Genomic DNA, 24,959 nt, shown 5'->3' on the forward strand with positions numbered 1-24,959 from the left:
CCATGAGTAATACGCCTGGGGAGGACGAGCGTAAGGTGGCCAATGCTGCCCACGAACTCTTCCTGCTCGGCCAGAAAACCGTTGAGGCCCGCGCGGTATTGGCCGCGCTGCAGCAACAGCTGGACGACGCCAACAGCCGTTTGGAGGATTCCCAGCACGTCGAGCAACTGATCGAGGCCAACCAGCAGTTAGTGCTGGCGATACTCCTGGCGCAATCCGACGCGGTCGCGGCCCCCCAGGTCGAGGATCAGCCGCTGTTTCAGGCGCTGCGCGAAGCGAACGCGCAGTTGGTGATCGCCGCACTCAGCGCCCAAGACCTGCAGGCCACGGCGGAGCGGGCTTTGGGCCAGCAAAAAAGCATCCTGGCGATGGTCGCCCACGAGCTGCGCAACCCGCTGACGCCGATCAGCCTGATTGCCGAGCGCATGGTGCGGCTGCCCAGCGACCAACTGCCGCGCATGCGCGAGTTGATCGAAGGCCAGGTGCAGCATATTTCCCAATTGGTCGACGACCTGTTGGATGTCTCACGCGCCAGCACCGGCAAACTGCGTATCCACCGCCGCGAGGTGGACATGCTGCGCATCCTGAATGCTGCCGTCGATGCCTGCAGCCCGGTGATGATCAGCCGCAAACAGCAATTCGACGTGGCGCTGCCCGACGCCGTCCTGACCGTGGACGGCGACCCTGTACGGCTCGCGCAGATTCTGCACAACCTGCTGGGCAACGCGGCCAAGTACACCCAGGTGGGCGGCACCATTGCGATGGTGGTGACCGCAGAGGCCGGACAGCTCAGGATCAGCATTGCCGACAATGGCATCGGCGTGACCGCCAAAGCCTTGCCGTTCATCTTTGATCCTTATGTGCAAGACGCCCACGCCATCGGTTTCAACAGTGCCGGCCTGGGCATTGGCTTGACCGTGGTGCGCGAACTGGTCGAAGCCCATGGCGGCACGGTGACGGGCAAGAGTGAGGGGCATGGCAAGGGCAGCGAGTTTGTGGTGAGGCTGCCCCTGTCGGGTTAAGGGATCAACCGCGCGGCGCGCAACTGATCGAACACCGCGAAAAACGCCTGGTCGCTGGCCTGGTAAGCGGTGAAACCCAGCTGGCGGCTCTTGGACATGTCCGTGACCACCTCGATCGGCCGCCCCAGGTCGGCATCGGTGTGCCACGGCGAGACGAGCCGGCTGATGTCGGCTTCTTTCAACCCATGCTGCGCAACCATCTGGCTCCAGGCGGACTGGTCATCGGCCATCTGCTGCTCAAGCGGGCAGGGCTGGGCGGGGAAGTCTGCCGGGGTGAGGCCAAAGTAATCGGCGATTTGCCCCCACATCCATTGCCAGCGGAACACATCGCCATTGGTGATGTTGAACGCCTGGTTCGCCGCCGCCGGTGTGGTCGCCGCCCATAGCTGTTGTTGGGCCAGTTGCCGGGCATCGGTCATGTCGGTGAGGCTGTCCCACTGCACACGCGAACCTGGGAACACAAACGGGCGCCCGGTGTGTTTGCACACGCTGGCGTAGACGGCGAGGGTGGTCGCCATGTTCATCGCATTGCCCACGGCCACGCCCGTGACGGTGTGCGGGCGGTGCACGCTCCAGGTGAAGCCGTCTTTCTCGGCCGCAGCGAACACTTCGTCCTCTTGGGCGTAGTAGAAATTCTCCACGTCCAGGCGGCCTTGTTCTTCGCGGAACGGGGTCTGCGGCAGGCTGCCCTTGCCATAGTTCTCGAACGGGCCGAGGTAGTGCTTCAAACCGGTCACCAGGGCCACATGCTGCACCGTGCCGGCGGGGCGCACGGCGTCCAGCACGTTGCGCACCATGGCGGCGTTGACGCGGATGTTCTCGGCTTCCGTGGCCTGGCGCGACCAGGTGGTGATGAACACATGGGTGGGTTTCAACTCGGCCAGTGCCTGCTGTACTGAGGCCGGGTCTTGCAAGTCGGCGGCTACCGGGATCACGTCAGGTATCTGGGACGGGCTACGCGACAGCGCGGCAACCTGCCACTGGTTATCGAGCAGTAACTGGGTGGTGGCGCTGCCAACGATGCCGCTGGCGCCCACGACGAGTGCGGTCTGGGTCATACAATTCTCCCTAGGATGTAGGGTTCTGAGCCCTGGCGTGTAGGAGAGGTTCAACCTTATCCGTGAGCCTTGCGGCACCAAACCGGCCTATCAGGGTCCATACACCCCGCACGAACATTCGCGCTCGTCCGTTTACCCTCACCATAAGATCTAACGCATGTACCTACGCAAGATTGCAGTCGGGCTGTCGGCCCTCGTTTTACTCTCCACCGCTGTAGACGCACGCAGCCTGGCCAATCCCTACACCCCCACGCAGCAACGCAGTTCGTTTGACGGTTGCGCCCAACTTTTTCCCGCCACCATCCCGATCAACATGGCCACCGTCCCGGCGTCGATGAAGCCCTTGGCCCTGTGCTCCGACACCTTCGCGGTGCTGTACTCGCAAACCAGCAAGACCCCGCTGGTGGTGGTTGAACGCCTGAATGCCGCGCAGTTGAAAGACGCCAAAGGCGAGGAGCGCACCAACCAGTTCTACCCCGACCCACGCATCCCCAAGGCCGGGCGCGCCGAGCTGAGCGACTACCGCAGCCAGCACCCGGCCGTGGACCGTGGCCACCAGGCCCCGGCCGCCGATGCACCGAACGCCCATGCCATGGCTCAATCCTTCGCGCTGTCGAACATGGTGCCGCAAGACCCCACCAACAACCGCAAGATCTGGAGCAAGGTCGAGGCCGACGTGCGCAAGTTTGCCCAGCGCTCCGGCGGCGATGTGTACGTGTTTACCGGCCCGCTGTTCGACGCCGGCTACAGCACCATCGGTAAAAACAAGGTCTGGGTGCCGACGCGCCTGTTCAAGCTGGTGTACGACGCCTCGTCCCGGCGCGCCTGGGCGTATGTGCTGCCCAATGCTGAGACGCGGATCCAGAAGCCGATGGACTACGACACCTTCGTGAAGAGCACCGGGCTCAAGTTGTTGGGGAATCTTCCGGTTTCCGGGTCGGTGGGGCGGACGTGATCGACGCGGGCCGATCCATCTGGCGCTTGAGGGTATAGAGCGCCACACCCACCGCCAGGATGCCCGACACGGCGCCGACCCCCAGCGCCCAGCGCGGCCCGAGGTGGTCGGCCACCCAGCCGACGATAGGCGCGCCGATCGGCGTGCCGCCCAGGGCCACGCCGACACGCAGGGCGATCACCCGGCCGCGCATGGCCGGCTCGGTGGTGAGTTGCATCAGGCTGTTGGTGGTGTTGCTGAAGGTCATGGCGCCCACGCCGATGATCACCAGCGCCACGGCAAACAGCCAGTAGTTCGGCGCCAGGGCCGCCAACGTGCAGCCGATCCCGAAGATCGCCGCGCCGTTGAGCAGTGACCTGAACTGCGGTCGTTCACGGCCAGCCGCGATCAGGGCGCCGGCGATGGTGCCGATGGCCAACGTCGAAGACAACAGGCCATAGCCGCGCGCATCGGTATCGAACACGCGGACCGCCATGGTCGAGATGAAAATCGGGAAGTTCATGCCGAAGGTGCCGATCAGAAACAGCATCAGCAGAATCGCCTTCAAGTCCGGCCGCGCCCACACATAGCGCAAGCCCTCGGTGAGGCTGCCCTTGGTGCGCAGGGCGCGAACCTTGGCGTGCTGCCCCGACACCCGCAGGAAAAACAACGACGCCAGCACCGCAAAAAAACTGCTGCCGTTGAGCAGGAATGCCCAGCCGGTGCCCACCGACGCGATGGTCAGGCCGGCCACCGCCGGGCCGATCATGCGCGCCATATTGAACGAGGTGGAATTGAGCGCGATGGCGTTGGACAAGTCCTTCTCGGCCACCAGCTCCGCGACGAAAATCTGCCGCACCGGCGCATCGAACGCCGACGCGCAGCCGGACAGGAACGCGAACACATACACGTGCCACAGCTCGACAACCCCGGTGAGGGTGAACACCCCCAGCGTCAGCGCCAGCAAGCCCATGACCGCCTGGGTGACGATCAGCAGCTTGCGCTGGTCATAGTGGTCGGCGGCAAACCCGGTCCATGGCAACAGCAGCAACTGCGGCCCGAACTGCAACGACATGACGATGCCGACAGCGGCGGCGTTGTGCGGGGTAAGCTGAGTGAGTACCAGCCAGTCCTGGGCGGTGCGTTGCATCCAAGTGCCGATATTGGACACCAACGCACCCGCGGCCCAGATGCGGTAATTGGGGCTGCGCAGCGAGCGGAAGGTGCCGAGGAAACTCATGGCGGTATTTTTTACTCCTCAAGGCGGGATGATCTAAACAGCGCCTGGGTGTATGACGCGGCAGGCGCAGTTCACAACCACAGTGAAGATCAATGTGGGAGTTGTCGAGCCCCAGCGAGGCTACGAAGGCGGCGGTATTGCTGGCATCTTCTTACCTGACCCACCGCCATCGCAGCCTCGCTGAAGCTCGACAGCTCCCACAGGGGATTGGCGGTGGCGGTTGGGTTGCGGTTCACAAGGCCCGCACGGCGATTGCAGTGCTCGACAGCAGTGAAGCTCAAAGGTGGGAGTTGTCGAGCCCCAGCGAGGCTACGAAGGCGGCGGTATTGCTGGCATCTTCTTACCTGACCCACCGCCATCGCAGCCTCGCTGAAGCTCGACAGCTCCCACAGGGGATTGGCGGTGGCGGTTGGGTTGCGGTTCACAAGGCCCACACGGCGATTGCAGTGCCCGACAGCAGTGAAGCTCAAAGGTGGGAGTTGTCGAGCCCCAGCGAGGCTACGAAGGCGGCGGTATTGCTGGCATTTTCTTTGCCTGACCCACCGCCATCGCAGCCTCGCTGAAGCTCGACAGCTCCCACCCTGAATATCACCCCACGGCGTTATACTCGCCCCCTCGCAATCAACCCATTCAATCAACCCGGGATACCCCATGAGCACCTCTCTCCCTCTCACCCCTGCGCGCAAGCCTGTCGCGCCGCTGGTGGCCTTTATCATCCTGGTGCTGGGCGCCCTGTTCCTGCAAAACAGTGTCGGCTCACGCCAGGTGCTGTTGCTGGTGGTCGGCGCTGCACTGGGCTTGACCCTTTACCATGCCGCCTTCGGTTTTACCTCGGCCTGGCGTGTGTTTATCAATGATCGCCGTGGCGCCGGCTTGCGTGCGCAGATGGTGATGCTGGCGGTGGCGGTGCTGCTGTTCTTCCCCGCATTGGGGGCGGGCACCTTGTTCGGCCAGCCGGTGGTCGGGCTGGTGGCGCCGGCCGGGGTGTCGGTGGTGTTCGGGGCGTTTATCTTCGGGATCGGCATGCAGCTGGGCGGCGGTTGTGCGTCGGGCACGTTGTTCACCGTGGGCGGCGGTAATGCGCGCATGCTGGTGACGTTGTTGTTCTTTATCTGCGGTTCGTTGATTGCCACACACCACGTTGACTGGTGGTTTGCGCTGCCTGCGTTCCCGGCGGTGTCCATCGTCAAGAGCTTCGGCGTGCTGCCGGCGCTGGGCTTGAGCCTGACTGTGTTTGCGCTCATTGCGGTTATCACCGTGCGCCTGGAGAAGGGCCGTCATGGTCAGCTGGAAGAGGGCGTAAAAAGCGAGCACCAAGGCGTGCGCCGCTTCCTGCGTGGGCCATGGCCACTGGTGTGGGGTGCCATCGGCCTGGCCCTGCTCAACTACGCCACCCTGGCATTGGCGGGGCGGCCATGGGGTATTACTTCTGCGTTCGCCTTGTGGGGCGCCAAGGTGGCAAGCGGTGTGGGTGTGGACGTAGCCAACTGGGCGTTCTGGCAAATGCCGGGCAATGCCAAGGCCCTCGCCGCGCCGGTATGGGAAGACATCACCAGCGTCATGGACATCGGCATTGTCCTCGGCGCGTTGTTGGCCGCAGGCCTGGCCGGGCGTTTCGCCCCCAGCCTGAACATCCCGGCGCGCTCGCTGGTGGCGGCGGTGATCGGCGGCCTGTTGCTCGGCTATGGCTCGCGTCTGGCCTACGGCTGCAATATCGGCGCGTACTTCAGCGGCATCGCCTCGGGCAGCCTGCATGGTTGGGTGTGGCTGGTGGCGGCGTTTATCGGCAATGGCGTGGGCGTGCGGTTACGGCCGTTTTTCTTTGCCGGCGAGCGGCCGCAGGTTGCGTTGAGCGGTTGCTGAGTCAGCTCTGCGGAGAAATGTCTGGCGCCTGAGCGGCTTCAGCCGCCAGCTTTTCCCGGTCCGCTTTGCTGATGTACGTATCTTTTTTCTTCGGCGCCAATTTGGCGCTGGCTTTTTTGGCTTTGGCCTTGAAGAGCTGCTGGAGTTTTTTCTGGCGATTCATGTCTTTTACCAACCTTTGAAAGGCCTCGATGATACCAGTTTAAAAAAGCGGGCTGTTCCCCTGCGCGCTTTTCAGCATAAGGCGCTTGATAAAGCCTTTTCCGACGGTTGGCGTTGCTCTTAGGGGTGAGCCGTGCGCTGCAAAAAATCGCTGATCAGCGCGATCACCTGCTGCTGGATCACCGCTCGCGGCCGCGCGCCCTCACCATCCCGGCAGATCATGCCATCGCCTGGCGAACTCTCTTCAACCAAGGCCATGCCACCTGGCTTGCAGATCGGCATGAAACTGAAGTGAGTGGCATCGTCGATCTTCACGTACTGCGTCGACGCTTCTGGCAGCCGTTTGGCCAAGTCGGCGGACTCCAGATTGAAGTCCATATCCTCGGTTGGCACGCCCCCCGCAATCACCAATGTCGGCACTTGCAGTGCGGCCAGGCTGGCGTCGGTCATACCGCGCGACAGGCCCAGGTCCAATGACACGATGGCGGTAACGCGCTTGTCGCGCAAATCCGCCGCCAGTTGGGCCTTCCCGTCTGGTGTGCCGGCGGGGTTCATCTCCCGGTAGCCAATGCAACCGCCCAGTTTAGGGTGTACGTCGCAGTCGCGACTGAACAGGTCGGGGTCGAAGCGCGCCCCGGCGATTTCCAGCACGGTCCAGCCGCCGAGGGAGTGGCCCACGGCGGCAATCTGGTTTTTCGCCACTGCGCCAAATTGCTTCGGCTGTGCCAGGACCGCATCGATAGCACGGCTCAGGTCGGCCGGGCGTTGCCATAGCTGCGCGGCGTTTTGCGGGCTGCGGTCCTGGGTAGTGGTGCCGGGGTGGTTGACCGCCGCCACGATGTAACCCTTGTGCGCCAAAGCACTGGCCAGCCACACCTGTTTGCCCCAATTGCCGCCGTAACCGTGGGAGAGCACGACCAGCGGATGGTCGCCGCTGGCCGGTGGTGCGTCAGGCACGGCAAGGGCGCCGATGAAGACCGCGTTGTCGGCGATCAGCTTGGGTTGGGCGGTGGTGGCGGCGGGGTACCAGACCACCATTTCAAGCGCGCGGTTGGTTGGCGCGGCGGGCAGCGTGGTGGTTGTGAAACCGACGGAGCGTTCGTCGGCGAAGGCGGGCGTGGCCAGGCAGAGCAGGAACAGGGCGCGAAAAGCGGTTTTCATTTTTGTTATCGTCCTTGATTCGGGGCGTGCATCATTACCTGAAACCGTTCGTCTGGGTACCCCCCCAACCCGCCCTTGGTATTGGCCAACACAGCCCCATAACTACTCAGTATCCATTCAGGGGAAATGCCGACCATGACCAACCAAACCGAAACCGCCATTCTTGCCGGCGGCTGCTTCTGGGGCATGCAAGACCTTTTGCGCCGCTACCCCGGCGTGCTGCACACGCGGGTTGGCTACACCGGCGGCGATGTGCCGAACGCCACCTACCGAAACCATGGCAACCATGCCGAAGCGATTGAGATCGTGTTTGACCCGGCGGTGATCAGTTACCGGCAGATTCTTGAATTCTTTTTCCAGATCCATGACCCGAGCACGGCCAACCGGCAGGGCAATGACCTTGGGCCCAGTTATCGTTCGGCGATTTATTACCTGAGTGAGCAGCAGCGGGATATTGCCGAAGATACGGCAGCGGATGTCGATGCATCCCAGTTGTGGCCGGGTCGCGTGGTCACTGAGATAGAACCGGCCGGACCGTTTTGGGAAGCGGAGCCGGAGCATCAGGATTATCTGGAGCGTATTCCTAATGGGTATACGTGCCACTTTGTGCGGCCAAATTGGAAGCTGCCGAAGCGGGGTTGAAGAGGGCGGTGAGGAGGAAGGTCAAGGGTGGCGGCGCGCCAGCGAAAGGTGTGCGCGCCGCCTCTTGATGTGAACCGTTGCCTTGCCTACGCGTGGGTCAGCCCGGTCAACGTATCCGCAATGGTTTTGGTGCGTTGCGCCGTGCCTTCCGTGGCGCGGCTGGAGGCCTCCAGTGCATCGAGCATCTCGCGCAGTGCGCCGACCCCGGTGGACTGATCTTCAATCTGCTGCGCAACGCGCTGGATTTCACTCGATAGCAGGTCGATATCCACACCGATTTCCGCCGCATTCTTACGCGTGATCTCCGCCAGTTTGCGCACCTCATCGGCCACCACCGCAAAGCCACGGCCCAGGTCACCCGCGCGCGCCGCTTCGATGGCGGCGTTGAGCGCCAGCAGGTTGGTCTGCCCGGCGATCTGCTGGATCACCTGCACAATCGACTGGATACGCAAACTCGAACCGGCCAGCGTGCGCGCGCCTTCAACGGCAACATCCGCCTGGCTGGACAGCCCCTCCACCGTCGCCCCTGCCTGGGCCGACACGCTGTTTTGCCGATCAATAGTGCCCACCAGGTCGTCCATCGACGCATGCAGCTCACCGGAGTAATGCTTGAGCTGCGCAGCGATGTCCTCCTGCTGACGCTCGGCATGTGCCAGCACCAGGCCCAAGTCCGCCAGGCCTTCGAACACCGGCAGGATATTGCGGTCCAGCCCACGGGTATTCAGGGTGTTGGTGAAGTCGTTGTTCTTGAATGCGGCAATCTGCTTGACCACCACATGGTTCAACCCCGCCAGCTTCTTCACCTGGCGACGTAGGAAAAACGCCTTGAACTCGCCATAGTGCGCGATGAAATTATCCACGTACTCATCACTGAAACTGGCCCCCTTGGCCACCCGGAAAAAGAAAATCGCCGTCAGCGTCTGGTTCAGGTTCAACCCCAGAATCTCACCAAAGGTCGAGAACCCCGCCAGCGGCACGTCCCCAAACGCCCCGGCCATGCTGCCCAGCTCGGCGGCGTTGTTGAGTCGACGCAAAATGCAGTCATTCAAAATACCCGCTACCGGCACACCGCCCTTGCCACGCAAAAATTGCTCGTAGTCCAACCGCGTCGCCTCACGCAACGGTGTGCGCCGCACCATCACCAACTCCTCGCCCGGCGCCACGTCGCAAAACAACTGCACGATCTGCTGCTCAAAGTCGATGCGCGCAATGGACCGCACGAACAACTCACTGCCCACCCGGATCGCAAACGAATAATCCGCCAGCTTCGACTCCAGCGCCTGGGGCGCACAACTGAAGGCATCACACAGCGCCTGCACCATGCTCTTGATATTGCCGGCGCTGTCGATCACCTGATCAATCGTGCGGTCCTCCACCGAAGCCGTCAGCACACTGAAGGTCAAATCCGCCGGCTTGAAGTTCTGGCTCTTGAACACCCCAAACCGCACCTGCGCCGCCGTCTTCAGGAACACAATCTGCGCATGGTGCTGATAACTGCGCTGGCCGTCATGAATCAGCGTCTTCTTGAAATCCGATTTACCCCCGGCCGACCCCCCCACAAACAGGCAAGGAAAGCGCCCCGACTCATACAGCGCCTCCATAAAAAACGACTCCGACGCCGACAACCCATCGAACACCACATACGCCAACGTATCGCGATGATCAATCGAGGTACGCACCTGCACCCGCTTGATATTGCTCACCAACTTGGCAATGCGCTCCTGCATGCCCATGCGCTTGCCGCCACTGCGGATGTCCTCGCATTCCAGCGGCACCATCACGACTTCGGCGGAGGCGATCACACTGTCGTCGAACAGCTGCAAGACGATCCGGTCCCAACGCTCGCCCGTGGCGCAATACAGCGAATTGGGGGCGTTGCAGAGCTCGCCGGAGGTGGTGCAGAGGCTGATGGTGGACTGTGGGAAGCGGCGTTTGAGCTTGGCGGCGATGGCGTCGATGTCGAGGTGGGGGGAAATGAAACCGGTGATCAGGGTGGGGGTGATGCGCAGGGTGGTGAGGGAAGCGTCCAGGTCGTTGGCGGTGCAGGTGAGCGTGGTGGTGCCTTGACGAGCGGCCCGGGGGCTTTTGAAGAGGGAGAGTGGGTTCATTAGGTGGGGGCTCGAAAGGGGGGGCACACGGGAGATGTGTGTGGATAGTTAGGTTATCGGCGGGGGGGGGGGGGGGGGGGGGGGGGGGGGGGGGNNNTAGACTGCTGTCGGCCAGACGCAGATGTTTAAAGCTGGGAGAATACAAACCGTCGCATTTCTTCCCGCTTGGACAATTTGCGCGACGCGCTTTTACACACTCTGGGCTGCCAAGTAGAGTTGGCAAATCAACTCGTCCCTTTTTCTAAAGTAGGTGCAAATGGTGACTTCCTTCGTTCCTCAGGACTTTGATGTTGGATGGGTCGCCACCGACGCCGTCGGTCAGGTTGCGCTCTTCACTACGGGTGGCCAGGGGCCGGTTCCTGACTCTGCACTGCCCTCAGTCGAGAACTCCGAGGAATTTGTACTTTCATTGCCGGAGGTGTCCGATGTAGATCGGGTCACTGCCATGGCCGGCGCAAACGCTTTCGTTGAATTTGCCAAACGCGGGTTCTTTGCGTATGACTGGTCTGACGTTCATCGCGCTGCAACCCAGGCCTTGAGGGGGTATGAGCTGCAATACCGACCACTGAATCCACTGACACTGTTCGACTTGCCGACTCCTTTACAGGCATTGGCTGAGGCTACCCGGCTACCTGACGTAACGTTCGGAGTCTCCATTATAGTGATAGGTGATCAGATTTCTTAGCCGTCATTCGGCGGTCAGGGCCGCTTTTTTTTGGCCGACGGCATTCAGTTGTGTACAGCAGCAATCGGCCAGAACCTGCTGGTCGTTTTCCCTTGAATAAGCGCTAACGAAAGTAGACCTCGCGATGAAAAACTGGATAGCTGGTACGAAAGTTAATGCACTGTTAGAGGCTAACTCTCAAAAAATTGATGGCGTGAAGGTCAGGCGGACGCTTATAGACTACTGCGGCAGGTATCAAAAGATTTACCCTTTTGAAATTCTGGAAGATCCACTTGAATTTCTGACAAACAAGGTACATCCAGATAGTAAATACAGGGAAATGCGAGCACTGCTTAGTATTGCTGCTGAAGAATACTGCTTTAGTTTAAACGAGATAGCCGATGCTCTTCTTGACCTGATAGACACGCGAGTCCTTACTACGGACCAAGCCAAGAAAGTTATCAATCACGTTTTCGAAGCGTTTTCATGCAATGAAAGCCCTGAACATTTCCTCCCAAGAGAGGATGCCTATTTGTGCAAACAATTATCTGCGATTACCTCTAGCTAGCAAATGGGTCAAACCGCTCGCCAGGGCCTGGAGCGGTTTGTCGGAAACGTTCTACCGCGTCAGCTCGCACGCCATCGGTCTCAAGGATCTGGCTAATCAGGTTGCACACAATCGGCAGCCTCTCATGGCGGCGAAACAAAGCCCCCACCTCTGAAAAAATGGGAGGCCCGGCGATCTCCCGAAAGACCACATTCGGCAGTTGAATCGTTTGAATCAGAACGCTGGGAATGACCGCTATACCCACGCCCAGTGCCACCTGTGTCAGCACTGCGACCAGACTTCCAGGCGCCGAGACAATGTATGGATCGAATCTCCCGCGCTTGGCCACCTCACGCACCCCTAGCGCTTGTTCAGGCAGCACAAACAACTCGCTCGCAAGCGCACTCGGGCGAATGGCATCATCTGTCTTCGCCAAGACATGGTCAGCTGGCAGCGCCAGGCAGAAGCGGTCGCGCGCCAAAATACGGCTGGAGATTGCATCAGGTAGATGCACGGGCATTCGTACAAAGGCCACATCAATCCGCCCATCCTCAAGAAGTGCCGTGAGCTGCTCGGTAGGGAGTTCCTTGGTGTTCACCATGACGTCTGGCCACTGATTGCGAAAGCGCTGGACTTGGTCCTGGAGTACCCCGAAAAAGGCGGCTGAACCAACGTAGCCGATTTCCACTCGGCCAACCTGGCCTCGGCCTGCACGTTGGCCCACGTTAATAGCCCTCTCAAATTGCTCAAGGGTAGAGCGGGCTTCTATCAGAAACGCTTCCCCAGCCGGCTTCAAAACGACAGACCGCTTTGTTCTGTTAAACAGCCGAGCGTCTAACAAGCGCTCTACTTCCTGGATCTGCGCAGTGAGCGTTGGGGCCGAAACGCCCAACTGCTCAGCTGAGCGTGAAAAATGTAGATTTTCCGCAACGGTGACGAAGGCGCGAAGATGGCGAATGTCCATGTCACTTGATTCCAGTATTCAGTTTTCCTGAATTATATAGCTGATAGGCTTTATTGTTCTGAATTGTCTCCCCTGTTTCAATCGTTGGACTCACTTTCCCAGGAGTTCACCGTGTTCCGTCTTCCCCCCGTCGCAATCGCTGTTGGCCTAGCGGGATCCCTCGCACTGGTTTCCTTGCCAGCCGCCGCATTAGATTTGCCCAACCAGCCAGTTCTGACGCTTGCCGCCGCTCAACAGATCCTCACAGCGGCGCAAACGAAGGCGCAAACGGCTGGGTGGCCGTGCGTCATCTCCGTTGTCGATAGTGCTGGTCTGCCCATTCTCCTCGTTCGCATGGACAACGCCGCTGTGCCAGCGGGTGTTGAGCTCGCCCCCGGAAAAGCGCGTACCGCCGCTCTGTTCCGACGTCCCAGCGGCGCCTTGGAAGATGCCATCAACGGCCCCCGACCTGCCGCGATCACCGCCCAAGGCTTTGTGCTGATGCGTGGTGGTTTTCCGATCATCGTCAACGGACACACCGTTGGGGCGGTAGGGGTATCTGCGGACACACCCCAGCACGATGAAGAGATCGCTCAAGCCGGGCTGGCTGCATTTAAATAAATGCCCTGTTGAAAACGTGCAGTTACCGCTCCCGCTATTAGAAGAGACTGTCATTCCATGAGAAAAGAAGCGGCCATACTGGTTGTCGCGTCGGCGGGCTGTGCCATGACCGTTCTAGATACGAACGTCGTGGGCATCGTTTTGCCAACCATTGCCAGGGATCTTCAAGCCTCGTTTGCAGAGGTCGAGTGGGTCATAAGCACCTATGTGCTCTGCTTCGCTGCCCTCTTGCTTCCGGCGGGCTCCATCGCTGACCGGTACGGCCGGCGACGCGTCTTTCTGTTCGGAATAGCGCTCTTTGCAGCCTCTTCCCTGGCCTGTGGTTTGGCGCCTTCAGCACCAGGCCTGTATCTGGCGCGAGCGGTACAGGGCGTCGGAGCCGCTTTCCTGCTTGCTCCTGCCCTCGCCATCATCGGGCACACGTTTCACGATGAAAAATCGCGCAGCCACGCTTGGGCGATATGGGGCGGCATCATGGGACTCACCATGGTTGTCTCGCCGCTCATAGGTGGAGTGATCAGTAGTTCACTTGGATGGCGCTGGGCGTTCTATATCAACATCCCCGTCTGCTTATTGCTGGCGGCAGCGGTCGTGACGCTGGTGGATGAATCTCGTGATCCCACGCCGAGAACGCTGGACATCCCGGGAATTGCGCTTTTCGCGCTAGGGATGTTCAGTGCCACATGGGCACTCATCGCCGGTCCCAGTCATGGATGGTCGAGTGTCCCTGTCCTCATGAGCATGATCGGGGGGCTGCTGTTGTTCGCAGTCTTTGTCTGGGTCGAAAAACGTCGCCCCTACCCGATGCTGGATCTCGAATTGTTCACAGCCAGGCCCTTCGTTGGCGCCGTACTCGCGATGCTAGCCTATGCCTCGTCTGCTCAAGTCATGGCATCGCTGTTACCGCTCTTTCTACAAAATGGCCGTGGCAACGGGGTCCTCCAAGCGGGTATCGCCATGCTTCCATTTGCCGTTGCGATGCTGATTTTTCCGCAAGTAGGTAGGCGACTTTCGCCTTACCTTGAGAGCGCGGGCATCCTGGCGCTGGGCCTCTTAATCGTTGCACTTGGTAACCTTATCCTGATGTTCGCCGCCGTTCAGCAGGGAGAACTGTTGCTGATTTCCGGCATGGCAATTCTGGGAACAGGCGGTGGATTGCTGAATGGCGAAACCCAGAAGGCCATCATGGGCACGGTTCCTCGAAGTCGCGCCGGAATGGCATCCGGCATCAGCACTACCTCCAGATTCACCGGCATATTGTTGGGTTTCGCTGGACTCGGAGCGGTAATGGCCAGCGGCGTGAAATCGGCGATTGAAAGCAAACTGATAGACGCGGGAGTTTCTGCTCAACCCGGGTTTTCCGAATACGTCATGGCAGGCGACTTCGAACGTGCTATCGCACTGTATCCCCACGACTTAAACGAAACGTTGAGTGGGCTTGCCCGGCAGAGTTACAGCCAGGGGTTTGCCGGCGCATTTGTGATTGCCGCTATGTTCTCGCTGCTCGCATCCGCTGCGGTGTATGGGCTGATGCGCAGCAAACGACGCTATAGCCAGAACCCTGCAATCTAACCAGAGCCCTGCCAAACGCGAGTAAAGCCCCATGTCGATAAACGACCTGAACATTGCACACCCGGTAGAGACAGGCGCGATCATTTTTGACCTGGACGGCACGCTCGTCGATTCAGCGGGCGACATGACAGCTCAACTGAACACCCTTCTTATCGAGTCGGATCTTGAGCCTCTTTTGGTCGCGACGGCTTCAAAGTTCCTCGGTGACGGGCTGCGGTCATTTGCCAGGCGAGCGTTCTGTTTACGAGGGATGAATGCTATGGAAGAAGCGATCAATACCTTCATCTCGCGCTACGAACACACCGACCATTCGATGACAAAGCCTTATGACGAGGTGATGGAAACCCTTGGCGCGTTGCAAGAAGCGGGGTGGAGAATGTCTGTCTGTACCAATAAAGACGAATCGATTGCCATCGATATTCTTAAACAAACCGACCTGTTGAGGTTTATTGATAGGGTGTGCGGCGGGGATACCGTGTCGTTCAAGAAGCCTGACCCCGGACACCTGGGTGCGTTGGTAGCGCGTGCCGATTACGCAACGCTTCCCAAAATAATGATAGGCGACAATAAGAACGATTTTGAAGCCGCACGCGGATACGGAATACCGTTTGCCTTTGCCAGTTGGGGCTATGGATCTCTGCCTGACGATTGCACAGCCGTTAATCTCATAAAATTCAGAGATGTTCTCGGCATCGTTGGCTTGCATGGGCACTGAGCAGCACCTAAGGATGGGCTCTCGTCCTTGTCGGTCTACTAAATTCCGGACCCTTTGCACGCACTAAGGTCAGCGGTTTTCCAAGGATGGGCGGCGCTCATATCGGTCACCGCGGCGAGTGGCACCGCGCGTAAGGTTCGGTTGAGTGCTGTCACCGACTAGCGTCTGACGTCTCTCGTATCGCTGAGGATCCGCCCCGCATCTTTTGCAGGAGATAGCCCGAACACCCGGGCATAATCTCGACTGAATTGCGTGGCGCTTTCGTAGCCAACCTCGAAGGCTGCAGCCATGACGCTCATGGAACTTGCAACCATCAATGTTCGCGCCTGTAGCAAGCGCACGCGTTTCTGATACTGCAAGGGGCTCAAGTTGGTGACAGCCTTGAAATGGCGATGAAATGCCGAGACGCTCATCGATGCTCGCTCCGCCAACCGTTCTACGCCGATGGGCTCGGCAAAGTCGCGGCGAATCCATTGGATAGCCATGTTAACGCGGGCCATTGCGGTATCAGGCGCTGCGATCTCTCTGAGCATCCAGCCATGCGGCCCCTGTAGGACGCGGAAGATGATCTCCCGCTCGTAAACCGGGGCCAACGCTGCGATGGCCTCTGGATCGCCCATCAGTCGGAGCATGCGTACCCATGCGTCCATCAACTCGGTCGTAACCGAGGCCACCGAAAAGCCGGGATTATTTTCCATGCGGGCGGCAGGTTTGGGCAAGTCGGCGAATAATGTCGACAGCACCACCGGGTCAAGCGTCAGGCTGACTGCCAGATAAGGCTCGCCTGATGCGGCGGGATGTACTAAGCCCACGGCGGGTAAATCGATGGACATGACGAAGTAGGTCGCAGAATCATACCTAAGCGTGCGATTACCCACGGTCATGCTTTTGCTGCCTTGCAGAATCAAATTGATCATGGGGTCATAGACCGCCGCCAGCAGGTGCTCGGGGATCTTGCCTTGAACCATCGCTACGCGCGGGATGCCTGTTTCGGTTCGGCGGTTTTCAGCGCCGGCCGCCAGTGATCTGAGTTCTTTGAGTGAGTTGTCCATGGTTGGCATGCTGAAGGCATAACGGCTCCACGCGCAAGCAAAAAGCAGAAACAGGCAGGTTTCGAGTAGGAACGGATATGACCTGTCAGGCGCTGATTATTACTCTGGATGCACATTCCAAGCACAGAGGAAACGGATATGGGCGTCATCGTGATCACAGGCGGCAGTCGCGGAATCGGTGCCAGTGCCGCTGAGCATATTGCCAAAAAAGGGATGGGCGTCATCCTGACCTATAACGCCAACCCCCAGGCGGCAGCGTCGGTGGTGAAGCACATTGAGGACGCAGGTGGGAAAGCCGTAGCGCTCAAGCTCGATGTCTCGGAGGTTGGCAGTTTTGAGGCATTTCGCGAGGCAGTCGTGGTAGCCCTGCGGGAGACGTGGAATGCCACTACGCTGAGTGGCCTGGTCAACAACGCAGGGTATGGCCTGTTCAACCCGTTGGCTTCCGTCAGCGAGGCGCAGTTCGATGACTTGTTCAACGTGCATCTCAAAGGTCCGTTTTTTCTCACTCAGGCATTGCTGCCGCTGCTGACGGAAGGCGCCAGTATCGTCAACCTGACCAGCGCCACTACTCGTGTAGCCACCGCTGGCGTTGCACCGTACGCCGCGTTCAAGGGCGGGCTCGAAGTGCTCACTCGCTATATGGCCAAAGAGTTTGGTGAGCGGCACATACGGGCCAATGCCGTCTCACCGGGTGCTATCCGTACCGAGCTGGGTGGCGGGCTGAACGACGAGTTCGAAGCGATGCTGGCGGCGCAAACAGCACTCGGAAGGGTGGGTGAGCCCGAAGATGTCGCGCGGGTGATTGCCATGCTGCTGTCCGAAGAGGGCGCTTGGATCAATGCCCAGACGATTGAAGTCGCCGGCGGCTACAACATCTGAACATACGGGGTGTACACCATGCTTGATCATATTTTTTTGTCGGTAAGCGATATCGCACGCTCTATCCGTTTCTATGAGGCTGCACTGACGCCGCTGGGCATCACCGCGCGTTTGGACTACGACGGCAAGGACGGTCCACCGGGGCATCCAGACCTGAAAGGTTTTGGCGCCAATGGCCGCATGTTTTTCTGGTTGCGCGAAGGTGTATCTGAAGGGCGGGCTGTGCACGTGGGTTTCGTCGCGAACAACAAGGCCGAAGTTGATGCTGCCTACGCCGCGGCCATAGCGCAGGGCGCCATCGATAATGGTGCGCCGGGCGCCCGCTTACACTACGACCCCGATTACTACGCAGCCAATGTACTGGACCCGGATGGGTACAGCCTGGAATTCGTCTATAAAAAATGGCAGCACGCCCAATGAGCACACTTCTGATCTACGGAGCCACGGGCTACACCGGTCGTATGGCGGCCCAGCGGGCAAAAGCGCTTGAGCTGAATGTTGAAATCGCCGGACGCAGCGAGCAGCGGCTTGCCACCCTTGCCGCGCAATTGGGCGTGCCATATCGAGTGTTCGATACGGGCGCAGTGACCGACACTGATCTGTCTGGCATCGCGGTATTACTAAACTTCGCGGGGCCATTCGCGCAAACGGCAGAACCACTGATACACGCGTGCATCAAGGCTGGCGTCGACTATCTGGACATCACCGCCGAGATCAACGTTTACCGGCTGGCTGAGAGACTGGGCGTTCAAGCCGCTGCCAATCAGGTGATGCTGTTGCCAGGCGTTGGTTGGGACGTCGTCCCCACTGATTCGCTGGCGGTGCAGGTTGCCAGGCGCGTTGAAAAGCCGCTGGCGCTGAGCATTGCACTTCAGGTCCCAGGGTCAATGTCCCGTGGGTCGGCCATGAGCGTCAGTGAGATCATCGGTGCCGGCCTACTCACCAGGGTGGACGGCGAATTGGTTATGGCGCCCGATGCGACGCCACGGCACTTTGACTTTGGTCAGGGGCCGGTCCTTTGCGCGCCGCTCTCCTTTGGTGACCTGGTCACAGGTTGGCATTCGACGGGCATTCCTAATATCGCGATGTTTGTGCATATCGCGGGTGATGCGTTTCCAGAAGGTGATCTGTCGCAACTGCCTGACGGGCCCACGGCAGAGCAGCGGGATGCACATCGCGCCCGCGCAGTGGTTGAGGTCATAGGTGCCGATGGAACAACCGCAAGGTCTGTGATCGAAACCGTGAACGGCTATTCCTATACACCCTTGGCAGCGGTGGAAGCTGCGCGCCGTGTACTGAACGGCGAACGACGCACGGGCTTTGCGACACCGGCCACGGTCTTCGGCGATGGATTTGCCCAGAGCATTGCCGGGACGGTAATTACCAACTTTTAACGTTGGTGCTGGCGATTCAGGTGGTTGCGGTGCGCTCTCGGGCGAAGGCACCGTGCCACCTTAGAGACGCGTATTTCAAGCGCACACGCCGGCGGTTTCCGTCTGTGGCAATGGCGAGCCTTTCAAACGTCGAAGACGGATGGGGCAATGCGGTTGTGGCTAGAGCAGTTGCCCGCCCGAGATATCAAACGTGGTGCCGTTAGCCCAGGCCATGTCATCGGACAGGATGGCGGCAACCGCTGCGCCTATATCGTCGGGTAGACCGACGCGCCCGAGTGCGATGCCTTGTGCCACGTAGGCGTTCACGTCCTGATTGTCGCGTACCACGCCACCGCCAAAATCGGTCGCGATGGCGCCCGGAGCAATCGCGTTCACCCGAATTTGGCGCGGACCCAGTTCTACCGCCATGTAACGGGTCAGCACTTCGACTGCAGCCTTCACCGCCGCATATAGGCTGTACCCCGGCAGGGTAAAGCGCACGAAACCGGACGAAACATTGAGGATGCGGCCGCCGTCTTCCATCAGAGGCAGCAGCTTCTGGGTCAGGAACACCGGGCCGCGAAGGTGCGTGGCGACCAGCGATGCAAACTGGTCTTCGGTCGCGTCGATAAAGTTCGAAAACAGGCCATTGCCAGCGTTGTTGACGAGAAAGTCGAAGCGCTCGCGACCGAAGTTGGTCTTTAGCGTATCGGTCACCTTGCTTGAAAAAGCCTGGTAGCTGGCAGTATCGGTGATGTCGAGCGCGAGCACCGCGGCTTTGCCACCCAGCGCCTCGATTTCCTGCATCAGCGATTCGGCTTCTGCCGCGCCGCTGCGATAGGTGCCGATGATGTGAACGCCGCGCTTGGCGAGGTGAAGGGCCATGTTGCGGCCAAGGCCACGGCTGGCGCCGGTGATGAGTGCGATCGGGTGGGTCATGGATAGTCTCTGCTCGGTTAGGCGCGCCTCTCGACGCATTCTTGACCTGCTCACGATAGGCAATCACCGGTCGCCAACCCACGCCTGATGCGCTCAATTCATTGCCTGATTGTATCAATCGTCTTGCGTGATAGCGGTGCTTCGGCATAATCGGCCCATGAATAACGACCTTGCACCGCACCTTGAAATAGCCCTGCGCCACGCGCCACCGGGTTTGACCACTACGCGGATCCCGCGTGTGGACCTCTGCGTCGGGCAAGGCACCACAGATAAAGCGCCATGCCTGTATCGCTCGATGATCTGCTTCATTCTGCAAGGCTCGAAGCGCGTCGCGATTAACGACACACTTCTGAGCTACGACAGTGAGCAATATCTCATCAGCGCCCTGGACCTGCCTTTGATCGGGCAGATTCTTGATGCTGAAGGGGGGCAGCCCTACGTTGCGGTATCGCTCGTGCTGGACCCAGCCATACTGGCGGAATTGGCGGCGAGTATGCCGCTGCTTCGCGAGAGCGAACAAAAAGGTATTGGCATCACGCTCAACCCGATGAGCGCTTCGTTGCGCGATACGTTATTGCGCTTCTTGTCATTGCTCGACACGCCAGCCGATATTCCGGTGCTGGGCCCCTTGGTCGAACGGGAATTGCTCTATCGTCTCCTTCAGGGGCCTCAAGGGCTGCTGCTGCGTCAGATTGCCCAACCCGACGGCGCACTGGCCAGCATCCGCCGCGCCGTTGCCTGGATCAGGGACAATTACAAAGTCCAACTTCGTATCGACGCGTTGTGCGATGCAAGCGGCATGAGTCGCGCGAGCCTGCATCGCCACTTCCTGTCGATGACAGGCCTCAGCCCCCTGCGCTATCAGAAGCAGCTTAGATTGCAGGAAGCTCGTCAGCTTTTACTGGCGGGCGAGCATCGTGCGTCTGACGTGGCGTTTGCGGTGGGTTATGAGAGCGCATCGCAGTTCAGCCGCGAATATCTACGGCAATTCGGTGCATCGCCTGCGCGTCATGTGCGCGAGATACGGCAGGCGATTGGTCGTCCTGCGAGCGTCAATCAGGGGCAGGCCAAAACCGTGATTCCTGCGCAGTAGGTACACTGTATCCAGTGCGACGACCGCTACCTGTGGCGCGGGCGGTGCGACGATTTACAGGTATGAGCTGTTCATCAGGCCTGGGCCTTTGCCACACCCACCCGCCACTGCGCCGGCGGCAAAATCCCGTTCACCAGGTAATTCCCCACAATCCGCGACTTGTACACGCGCGGGTTGTGGTTCGCCAGGGTGCGCGCATTGCGCCACAGCCGGTCCAGCGCTTTGTCGCTGGTGGTGGCACTGGCACCCAGTGCATCGAACAGCGCCGTGGTTGCCGCAAGCGTTGCGTCGACCACCGGGTTGACCGCCAGGCACACTTCCAGCTCCGCCAAGGCCACCTGTGGGTCGTCATCCTGCAGCGGTTGGTCGTGGGCAATCACATACTGCGCGGTGTGCTCCAGGCGTTGCGCCGCTTGCTGGGTGATGGCTTGGGCGGCATAGGCTTGGCTGGCGACTTCGCCGATTACTTGCAGCAGCTGCACGTCGTGGCCTGCGGTGTCGGCGTTGCCGGTGGTGAAGGTGCGGGCGCGTTTGCCGAGTTCTTCGGCGCCACTGAGTGCGGCACGCCGAGCGATGCCGGCGAGGGTGCTGAGGTGGTAGAGCTGGAAGAATGATTGCCCATGGCCAAAGCGCTGGTGGGTGAGGCGCACATCGTTGTCCACCACCGGTGCGTTATCGAACACGCAGGTACCGCTGGCGGTGAGGCGTTGGCCGAAGCCGTTCCAGTCATCGATGATCTGCACGCCGGGGGCCTTGAGGTCGACGACCACGCTGTAGACCGTGCCGTCTTCGCCAGTGGCGATGGTGTTGATCAGGTCGCTGTAGAGCGCGCCGGTGGTGTAGAACTTTTTGCCGCTGATACGCAGCGCACCGGCGTCGTCACGGTGCAGGCGGGTGTCGAAATCGCCACGGGCCTGGCTGCCGACTTCGGTGCTGCCCGGCGACAGCAGGGCGCCCTGGCCGAGCCGGTCCAGCCATTTAGCGCGCCAGTCACGGTCTTTGGCGCTGAGCACGTCTTCGCAAAAACCAAAGTGGCCACGCAGGGCCTGGGTGATGTTGGAATCAGCGGCGGATAACTCGGTGAGCAACGTGAGCAGCTCGACCAGCGTGGCGTCCTGGCCGCCATAGCTGGCCGGCAGACGCCAGCGCGGTAAGCCCAGGGCGTTCAGTTGCTGGATCACCGTGGCGAGGCTGGCGCGTGTCTGATCCGCCTCGGCGGCCTGCGCGAGGATGTGCGCAAACAGCGGCCGAAACGGCGCGGCCAGGTGTTCGTAGCGGGCAGTGGGCGGCGTGCCCCAGATATTCAAAGCGGGAGTCGGCATGCAATGGACCTTGCAGAAAGTGGTTCAGGTGCTGGGGTCCAGTGGTCTGGTGACGTCACCCTAACTCAGAGGCGGCCAAGTTTTTAATACGAAAAGCAGCTAGCGACCTGTACGACGGTTCTATCGATAGTGCGCAACAGTATTAAACCTCGCCCTCTTATTGCGATAGCTTCTACGCTGAACGACCAGACTGCATGCCCACAGATGGTTGAAACAGCCATCTAACCGTGTGGGAATTTTTATGATCAACCGCCGAACACTGCTTTCGTTGCTGGGCCTTGCTTCTCTGACCCTGCAGGGCCCTTCCGCCTGGGCAGCGGAGCCGCTGACCCTGACGGTGGGCGACCAGTTCTTCTCCAACCGCATCGTGCTGGAGCTGTCCGGGGAGCTGAAAGACCTGCCGTACACCATCGATTTCAAGCGTTTCAACACCGGCTCCCCCGTGGCCTCGGCGGTGGCCAGCGGCGCGCTGGACGTGGGTATCGTCGGCGATACCCCGGTGATCAGCCTGGCCGCGAATGGCGCGCCGGTGAAGGTGGTCGCCAGTACCCAGACCAGCCTCGACGGCGTCGGCATTGTGGCGCGCAAGGGCATTCATTCAGTGGCCGACCTCAAGGGCAAGACCGTCGCCATCTGGAACGGTTCGTGGAGCCAACAGTTGGCGTACAAGGCGTTGGATGAGGCCGGTGTGCCGCGCAGCAGCGTCCACTTCAAGTACCTGCTGCCGGCCGAGGCGAGCCTGGCGTTGACGCAAGGCGACATCGACGCCTTCGGCACCTGGGAACCCTACGTGTCCTTGCAGGAAAAAGAAGGCAGCAGCCTGATCCGCAACGCCAAAGGCTTGATGAGCGCGCCCACCTACATCGTGGCGTACGAGCCGGCCCTGGCGCAGAAAAGCGCGATCATCAAAGACTTTATTGCCCGCCTCACCCGCGCTCGGGAGTGGAGCAACACGCACATCGATGAGTACGCCGAAGCCTGGTCCAAGGCCAACCAGTCGGCGCCGGAAATCGCCAAGGTGTGGTTCAAGAGCGACGCGATCAAGGTGCTCCCGATCTCGCCGACGATTGTCAGCGAGGCCCAGGCAACGGCGGATTTCCTGGTAGATGCCCAGATGCTGAAGCAGCGGTATGACGTGGCGCCGTTGTTTGATCGGGTGCTGAACTAGGATTTTTCTTCCGGGGCTCATCGGAAACAAAAAATCACTGGCATCGACAGGGCGTAGCCATCAGGCTACAAGCAATTCTGTGACTGATCTGATTGGCAGGACGCCCGAGTTTGATACAGGGCTCGACGGTTTGAGGGAGGGATAAAACCGACCAGAAGCGAGGAATCAAGCGCGCAAAAGAGATTCTTGATGCCCTGAGAGGTAGATGACATGAACGAGTCGAAATTCAAACCCGAGGACATGCCGATCCTCAATCTTGATACGTCCGGTACCAGCGTTTATGAAGCGTCGCGCTTCCTCGATAGCCCGGAAACCATCAGTGCGTATATTGCGCAAAGCATGATGGCCCAAGATCCGCAGGTACTCATGAAGGCGCTTGCCGAGGTCGCCAAAGCGCAAGGCGTGAACAACGTTGCCGAGGCGGCAGGCGTTAGGGGTTGAGCTGACCGTGCAGCCCATCAAACGACCACCATCGGCAAAATAACCAAGGTCAACTGTGGGAGCTCGACAGCTCCCACATTCACCTAAGTTGCCTTAGGGAATTACCGCACCAGGCACGGCTGCTTGTTGTTGAAGCGCCATCCCGGAATCAGGAACTGCATCGCCACGCTGTCATCCCGCGCGCCGAGGCCCATGCCTTTGTATACCTCATGGGCCTTGGCCACCGCGTCCATGTCGATCTCCACACCCAGGCCTGGCTTGCTCGGCACTTTCACGTAGCCGCCTTCGATTTTCAGCGGTGCCTTGGTCAGGCGTTGGCCGTCCTGCCAGATCCAATGGGTGTCGATGGCGGTGATGTCGCCGGGGGCGGCGGCGGCGACCTGGGTGAACATCGCCAGGGAAATATCAAAGTGGTTGTTGGAGTGCGAGCCCCAGGTGAGGCCCCAGTCGTTGCACATCTGCGCCACGCGCACCGAGCCCTGCAGGGTCCAGAAGTGTGGGTCGGCGAGGGGGATGTCCACCGATTGCAACTGGATCGCATGGCCCATTTCGCGCCAGTCGGTGGCAATCATATTGGTGGCAGTCTTGAGGCCGGTGGCGCGACGGAATTCGGCCATGACCTCGCGGCCCGAGTAGCCGTTTTCGGCACCACAGGGGTCTTCGGCGTAGGCGAGTACGTGGTGCTGGTCGCGGCACAGGCGGATGGCTTCTTTCAATGACCAGGCGCCATTCGGGTCGAGGGTGATGCGTGCGTCGGGGAAACGTTCGGCCAGGGCAGTGACGGCTTCGATTTCGGCATCGCCACTGAGCACGCCGCCCTTGAGCTTGAAGTCATTGAAGCCGTACTTGGCTTGGGCGGCTTCGGCCAGGCGTACCACGGCGTCGCTGGTCAGGGCCTTTTCGTGACGCAGGCGGAACCATTCATCGTCGCTGTCGGCTTCGTTGCGGTAGGCCAGGTCGGTCGCGTTGCGGTCGCCGACATAGAACAGGTAGCCGAGCATTTTCACCGCATCGCGCTGCTGCCCTTCACCGAGCAAGGCGGCTACGGGGACTTCGAGGAACTGACCCAGCAGGTCGAGCAGCGCGGCTTCCACGGCGGTGACGGCGTGGATGGTGATGCGCAGGTCGAAGGTTTGCAGGCCGCGGCCGGCCGCATCCCGTGAGGCAAAGGTGCTGCGCATCTGGTTGAGGACACGCTGGTACTGGCCGATCGGCTGGCCCACCACCAGGCTGCGGGCGTCTTCGAGCGTTTCGCGGATACGCTCGCCGCCGGGGACTTCACCCACGCCGGTATTGCCACTGCTGTCCTTGAGGATGACGATATTGCGCGTGAAGTAGGGGCCATGGGCGCCGCTGAGGTTGAGCAGCATGCTGTCGTGGCCGGCGACGGGGATGACCTGGAAGTGAGTGACGACGGGAGTATTCATGGCAGGTTCC

23 protein-coding genes and 2 pseudogenes are annotated in these 24,959 nt (G+C 60.3%); 15 read left to right on the forward strand and 10 right to left on the reverse strand.

Going from position 1 to position 24,959, the window contains the following annotated elements; translation table 11 throughout:
- Positions 1-2: 2 nt before the first annotated feature.
- Entirely contained in the window at positions 3-1,022 is a 1,020-nt protein-coding gene (locus AO064_RS06865) for a sensor histidine kinase (protein ID WP_064052794.1), read from the forward strand.
- On the opposite strand, the gene AO064_RS06870 is transcribed toward AO064_RS06865, so the two are convergent.
- A complete protein-coding gene (locus AO064_RS06870) occupies positions 1,019-2,080 on the reverse strand; it encodes an SDR family oxidoreductase (RefSeq protein WP_064052795.1) in 1,062 nt (353 codons plus the stop codon). The two genes, AO064_RS06865 and AO064_RS06870, sit on opposite strands and share 4 nt — an antisense overlap.
- Before the next feature lie 157 nt (positions 2,081-2,237).
- On the opposite strand from AO064_RS06870, the gene AO064_RS06875 reads away from it, so the two are divergent.
- Positions 2,238-3,035 carry a DNA/RNA non-specific endonuclease gene (locus AO064_RS06875; RefSeq protein WP_064052796.1) on the forward strand — a complete coding sequence of 266 codons (798 nt, stop codon included), beginning with the start codon at positions 2,238-2,240 and terminating at the stop codon, positions 3,033-3,035.
- On the opposite strand, the gene AO064_RS06880 is transcribed toward AO064_RS06875, so the two are convergent.
- A complete protein-coding gene (locus tag AO064_RS06880) occupies positions 2,986-4,254 on the reverse strand; it encodes an MFS transporter (protein WP_064052797.1) in 1,269 nt (422 codons plus the stop codon). The genes AO064_RS06875 and AO064_RS06880 overlap by 50 nt on opposite strands.
- Before the next feature lie 651 nt (positions 4,255-4,905).
- On the opposite strand from AO064_RS06880, the gene AO064_RS06890 reads away from it, so the two are divergent.
- On the forward strand, positions 4,906-6,117 hold the full coding sequence (locus AO064_RS06890; protein WP_064052799.1) for a YeeE/YedE family protein: 1,212 nt from the start codon (positions 4,906-4,908) through the stop codon (positions 6,115-6,117).
- A gap of 1 nt (position 6,118) precedes the next feature.
- On the opposite strand, the gene AO064_RS29875 is transcribed toward AO064_RS06890, so the two are convergent.
- Both AO064_RS29875 and AO064_RS06895 read right to left on the reverse strand, forming a co-directional pair.
- Positions 6,119-6,280, reverse strand: coding sequence for a DUF2986 domain-containing protein (locus AO064_RS29875; protein ID WP_064490545.1), 162 nt, complete (start codon positions 6,278-6,280; stop codon positions 6,119-6,121).
- Between the two features lie 119 nt (positions 6,281-6,399).
- Positions 6,400-7,440 (reverse strand): alpha/beta hydrolase family protein, encoded by a 1,041-nt coding sequence (locus AO064_RS06895; protein WP_064052800.1) that lies wholly within the window; start codon positions 7,438-7,440, stop codon positions 6,400-6,402.
- Between the two features lie 135 nt (positions 7,441-7,575).
- On the opposite strand from AO064_RS06895, the gene msrA reads away from it, so the two are divergent.
- Positions 7,576-8,082, forward strand: coding sequence for a peptide-methionine (S)-S-oxide reductase MsrA (msrA, locus tag AO064_RS06900; RefSeq protein ID WP_064052801.1), 507 nt, complete (start codon positions 7,576-7,578; stop codon positions 8,080-8,082).
- Positions 8,083-8,168: 86 nt separating this feature from the next.
- Here the strand turns inward: msrA and AO064_RS32020 are convergent, their stop codons facing one another.
- Entirely contained in the window at positions 8,169-10,190 is a 2,022-nt protein-coding gene (locus AO064_RS32020; protein ID WP_064052802.1) for an FIST N-terminal domain-containing protein, read from the reverse strand.
- A gap of 809 nt (positions 10,191-10,999) precedes the next feature.
- On the opposite strand from AO064_RS32020, the gene AO064_RS06915 reads away from it, so the two are divergent.
- The gene (locus AO064_RS06915; RefSeq protein ID WP_064052804.1) at positions 11,000-11,422 is read left to right on the forward strand and encodes a hypothetical protein; all 423 of its coding nucleotides are present in this window, start codon (positions 11,000-11,002) and stop codon (positions 11,420-11,422) included.
- Here the strand turns inward: AO064_RS06915 and AO064_RS06920 are convergent.
- Positions 11,415-12,365: a LysR family transcriptional regulator gene (locus AO064_RS06920; protein ID WP_064052805.1), complete on the reverse strand. Its 951-nt coding sequence runs from the start codon at positions 12,363-12,365 to the stop codon at positions 11,415-11,417. The two genes, AO064_RS06915 and AO064_RS06920, sit on opposite strands and share 8 nt — an antisense overlap.
- Before the next feature lie 195 nt (positions 12,366-12,560).
- Here AO064_RS06920 and AO064_RS06925 point away from each other — a divergent pair, with 195 nt between their 5' ends.
- The 3 genes from AO064_RS06925 to AO064_RS06935 are packed head-to-tail and all read left to right on the forward strand — an operon-like array spanning position 12,561 to position 15,252.
- Positions 12,561-12,965 carry a GlcG/HbpS family heme-binding protein gene (locus AO064_RS06925; protein ID WP_082893894.1) on the forward strand — a complete coding sequence of 135 codons (405 nt, stop codon included), beginning with the start codon at positions 12,561-12,563 and terminating at the stop codon, positions 12,963-12,965.
- A 57-nt stretch (positions 12,966-13,022) separates the two neighbouring features.
- Positions 13,023-14,537 carry an MFS transporter gene (locus tag AO064_RS06930; RefSeq protein ID WP_064052806.1) on the forward strand — a complete coding sequence of 505 codons (1,515 nt, stop codon included), beginning with the start codon at positions 13,023-13,025 and terminating at the stop codon, positions 14,535-14,537.
- A gap of 31 nt (positions 14,538-14,568) precedes the next feature.
- The gene (locus AO064_RS06935; RefSeq protein WP_064052807.1) at positions 14,569-15,252 is read left to right on the forward strand and encodes an HAD hydrolase-like protein; all 684 of its coding nucleotides are present in this window, start codon (positions 14,569-14,571) and stop codon (positions 15,250-15,252) included.
- Between the two features lie 158 nt (positions 15,253-15,410).
- On the opposite strand, the gene AO064_RS06940 is transcribed toward AO064_RS06935, so the two are convergent.
- Positions 15,411-16,304 carry an AraC family transcriptional regulator gene (locus AO064_RS06940; RefSeq protein WP_102062091.1) on the reverse strand — a complete coding sequence of 298 codons (894 nt, stop codon included), beginning with the start codon at positions 16,302-16,304 and terminating at the stop codon, positions 15,411-15,413.
- Between the two features lie 138 nt (positions 16,305-16,442).
- On the opposite strand from AO064_RS06940, the gene AO064_RS06945 reads away from it, so the two are divergent.
- The 3 genes from AO064_RS06945 to AO064_RS06955 are packed head-to-tail and all read left to right on the forward strand — an operon-like array spanning position 16,443 to position 18,580.
- The gene (locus AO064_RS06945; RefSeq protein ID WP_064052808.1) at positions 16,443-17,186 is read left to right on the forward strand and encodes an SDR family NAD(P)-dependent oxidoreductase; all 744 of its coding nucleotides are present in this window, start codon (positions 16,443-16,445) and stop codon (positions 17,184-17,186) included.
- Positions 17,187-17,204: 18 nt separating this feature from the next.
- Positions 17,205-17,606: a VOC family protein gene (locus AO064_RS06950; protein ID WP_064052864.1), complete on the forward strand. Its 402-nt coding sequence runs from the start codon at positions 17,205-17,207 to the stop codon at positions 17,604-17,606.
- A complete protein-coding gene (locus AO064_RS06955; protein WP_064052809.1) occupies positions 17,603-18,580 on the forward strand; it encodes a saccharopine dehydrogenase family protein in 978 nt (325 codons plus the stop codon). Before AO064_RS06950 ends, AO064_RS06955 begins: the two co-directional genes overlap by 4 nt.
- A gap of 159 nt (positions 18,581-18,739) precedes the next feature.
- On the opposite strand, the gene AO064_RS06960 is transcribed toward AO064_RS06955, so the two are convergent.
- Complete coding sequence (locus tag AO064_RS06960) at positions 18,740-19,498, reverse strand: SDR family NAD(P)-dependent oxidoreductase (protein ID WP_064052810.1); 759 nt, start codon at positions 19,496-19,498, stop codon at positions 18,740-18,742.
- A 157-nt stretch (positions 19,499-19,655) separates the two neighbouring features.
- Between AO064_RS06960 and AO064_RS06965 the strand changes: the two genes are divergently transcribed.
- Positions 19,656-20,591 carry an AraC family transcriptional regulator gene (locus AO064_RS06965; RefSeq protein WP_064052811.1) on the forward strand — a complete coding sequence of 312 codons (936 nt, stop codon included), beginning with the start codon at positions 19,656-19,658 and terminating at the stop codon, positions 20,589-20,591.
- Positions 20,592-20,665: 74 nt separating this feature from the next.
- Here the strand turns inward: AO064_RS06965 and AO064_RS06970 are convergent, their stop codons facing one another.
- Entirely contained in the window at positions 20,666-21,913 is a 1,248-nt protein-coding gene (locus tag AO064_RS06970; protein WP_064052812.1) for an acyl-CoA dehydrogenase family protein, read from the reverse strand.
- Between the two features lie 241 nt (positions 21,914-22,154).
- Between AO064_RS06970 and AO064_RS06975 the strand changes: the two genes are divergently transcribed.
- The 3 genes and pseudogenes from AO064_RS06975 to AO064_RS06980 all read left to right on the forward strand — a co-directional run.
- On the forward strand, positions 22,155-23,081 hold the full coding sequence (locus tag AO064_RS06975) for an ABC transporter substrate-binding protein (protein ID WP_064052813.1): 927 nt from the start codon (positions 22,155-22,157) through the stop codon (positions 23,079-23,081).
- 134 nt (positions 23,082-23,215) lie between these two features.
- Positions 23,216-23,290, forward strand: a pseudogene (locus tag AO064_RS31725) (type II toxin-antitoxin system RelE/ParE family toxin); the annotation flags it as partial.
- A 1-nt stretch (position 23,291) separates the two neighbouring features.
- A pseudogene (locus AO064_RS06980) lies at positions 23,292-23,513 on the forward strand (helix-turn-helix domain-containing transcriptional regulator); the annotation flags it as partial.
- A gap of 110 nt (positions 23,514-23,623) precedes the next feature.
- On the opposite strand, the gene gudD reads toward AO064_RS06980, so the two are convergent.
- On the reverse strand, positions 23,624-24,949 hold the full coding sequence (gudD, locus tag AO064_RS06985) for a glucarate dehydratase (protein ID WP_015885038.1): 1,326 nt from the start codon (positions 24,947-24,949) through the stop codon (positions 23,624-23,626).
- Positions 24,950-24,959 lie beyond the last annotated feature (10 nt).

Source organism: Pseudomonas marginalis (assembly GCF_001645105.1).
GTDB classification, from domain to species: Bacteria; Pseudomonadota; Gammaproteobacteria; order Pseudomonadales; family Pseudomonadaceae; genus Aquipseudomonas; species Aquipseudomonas petroselini.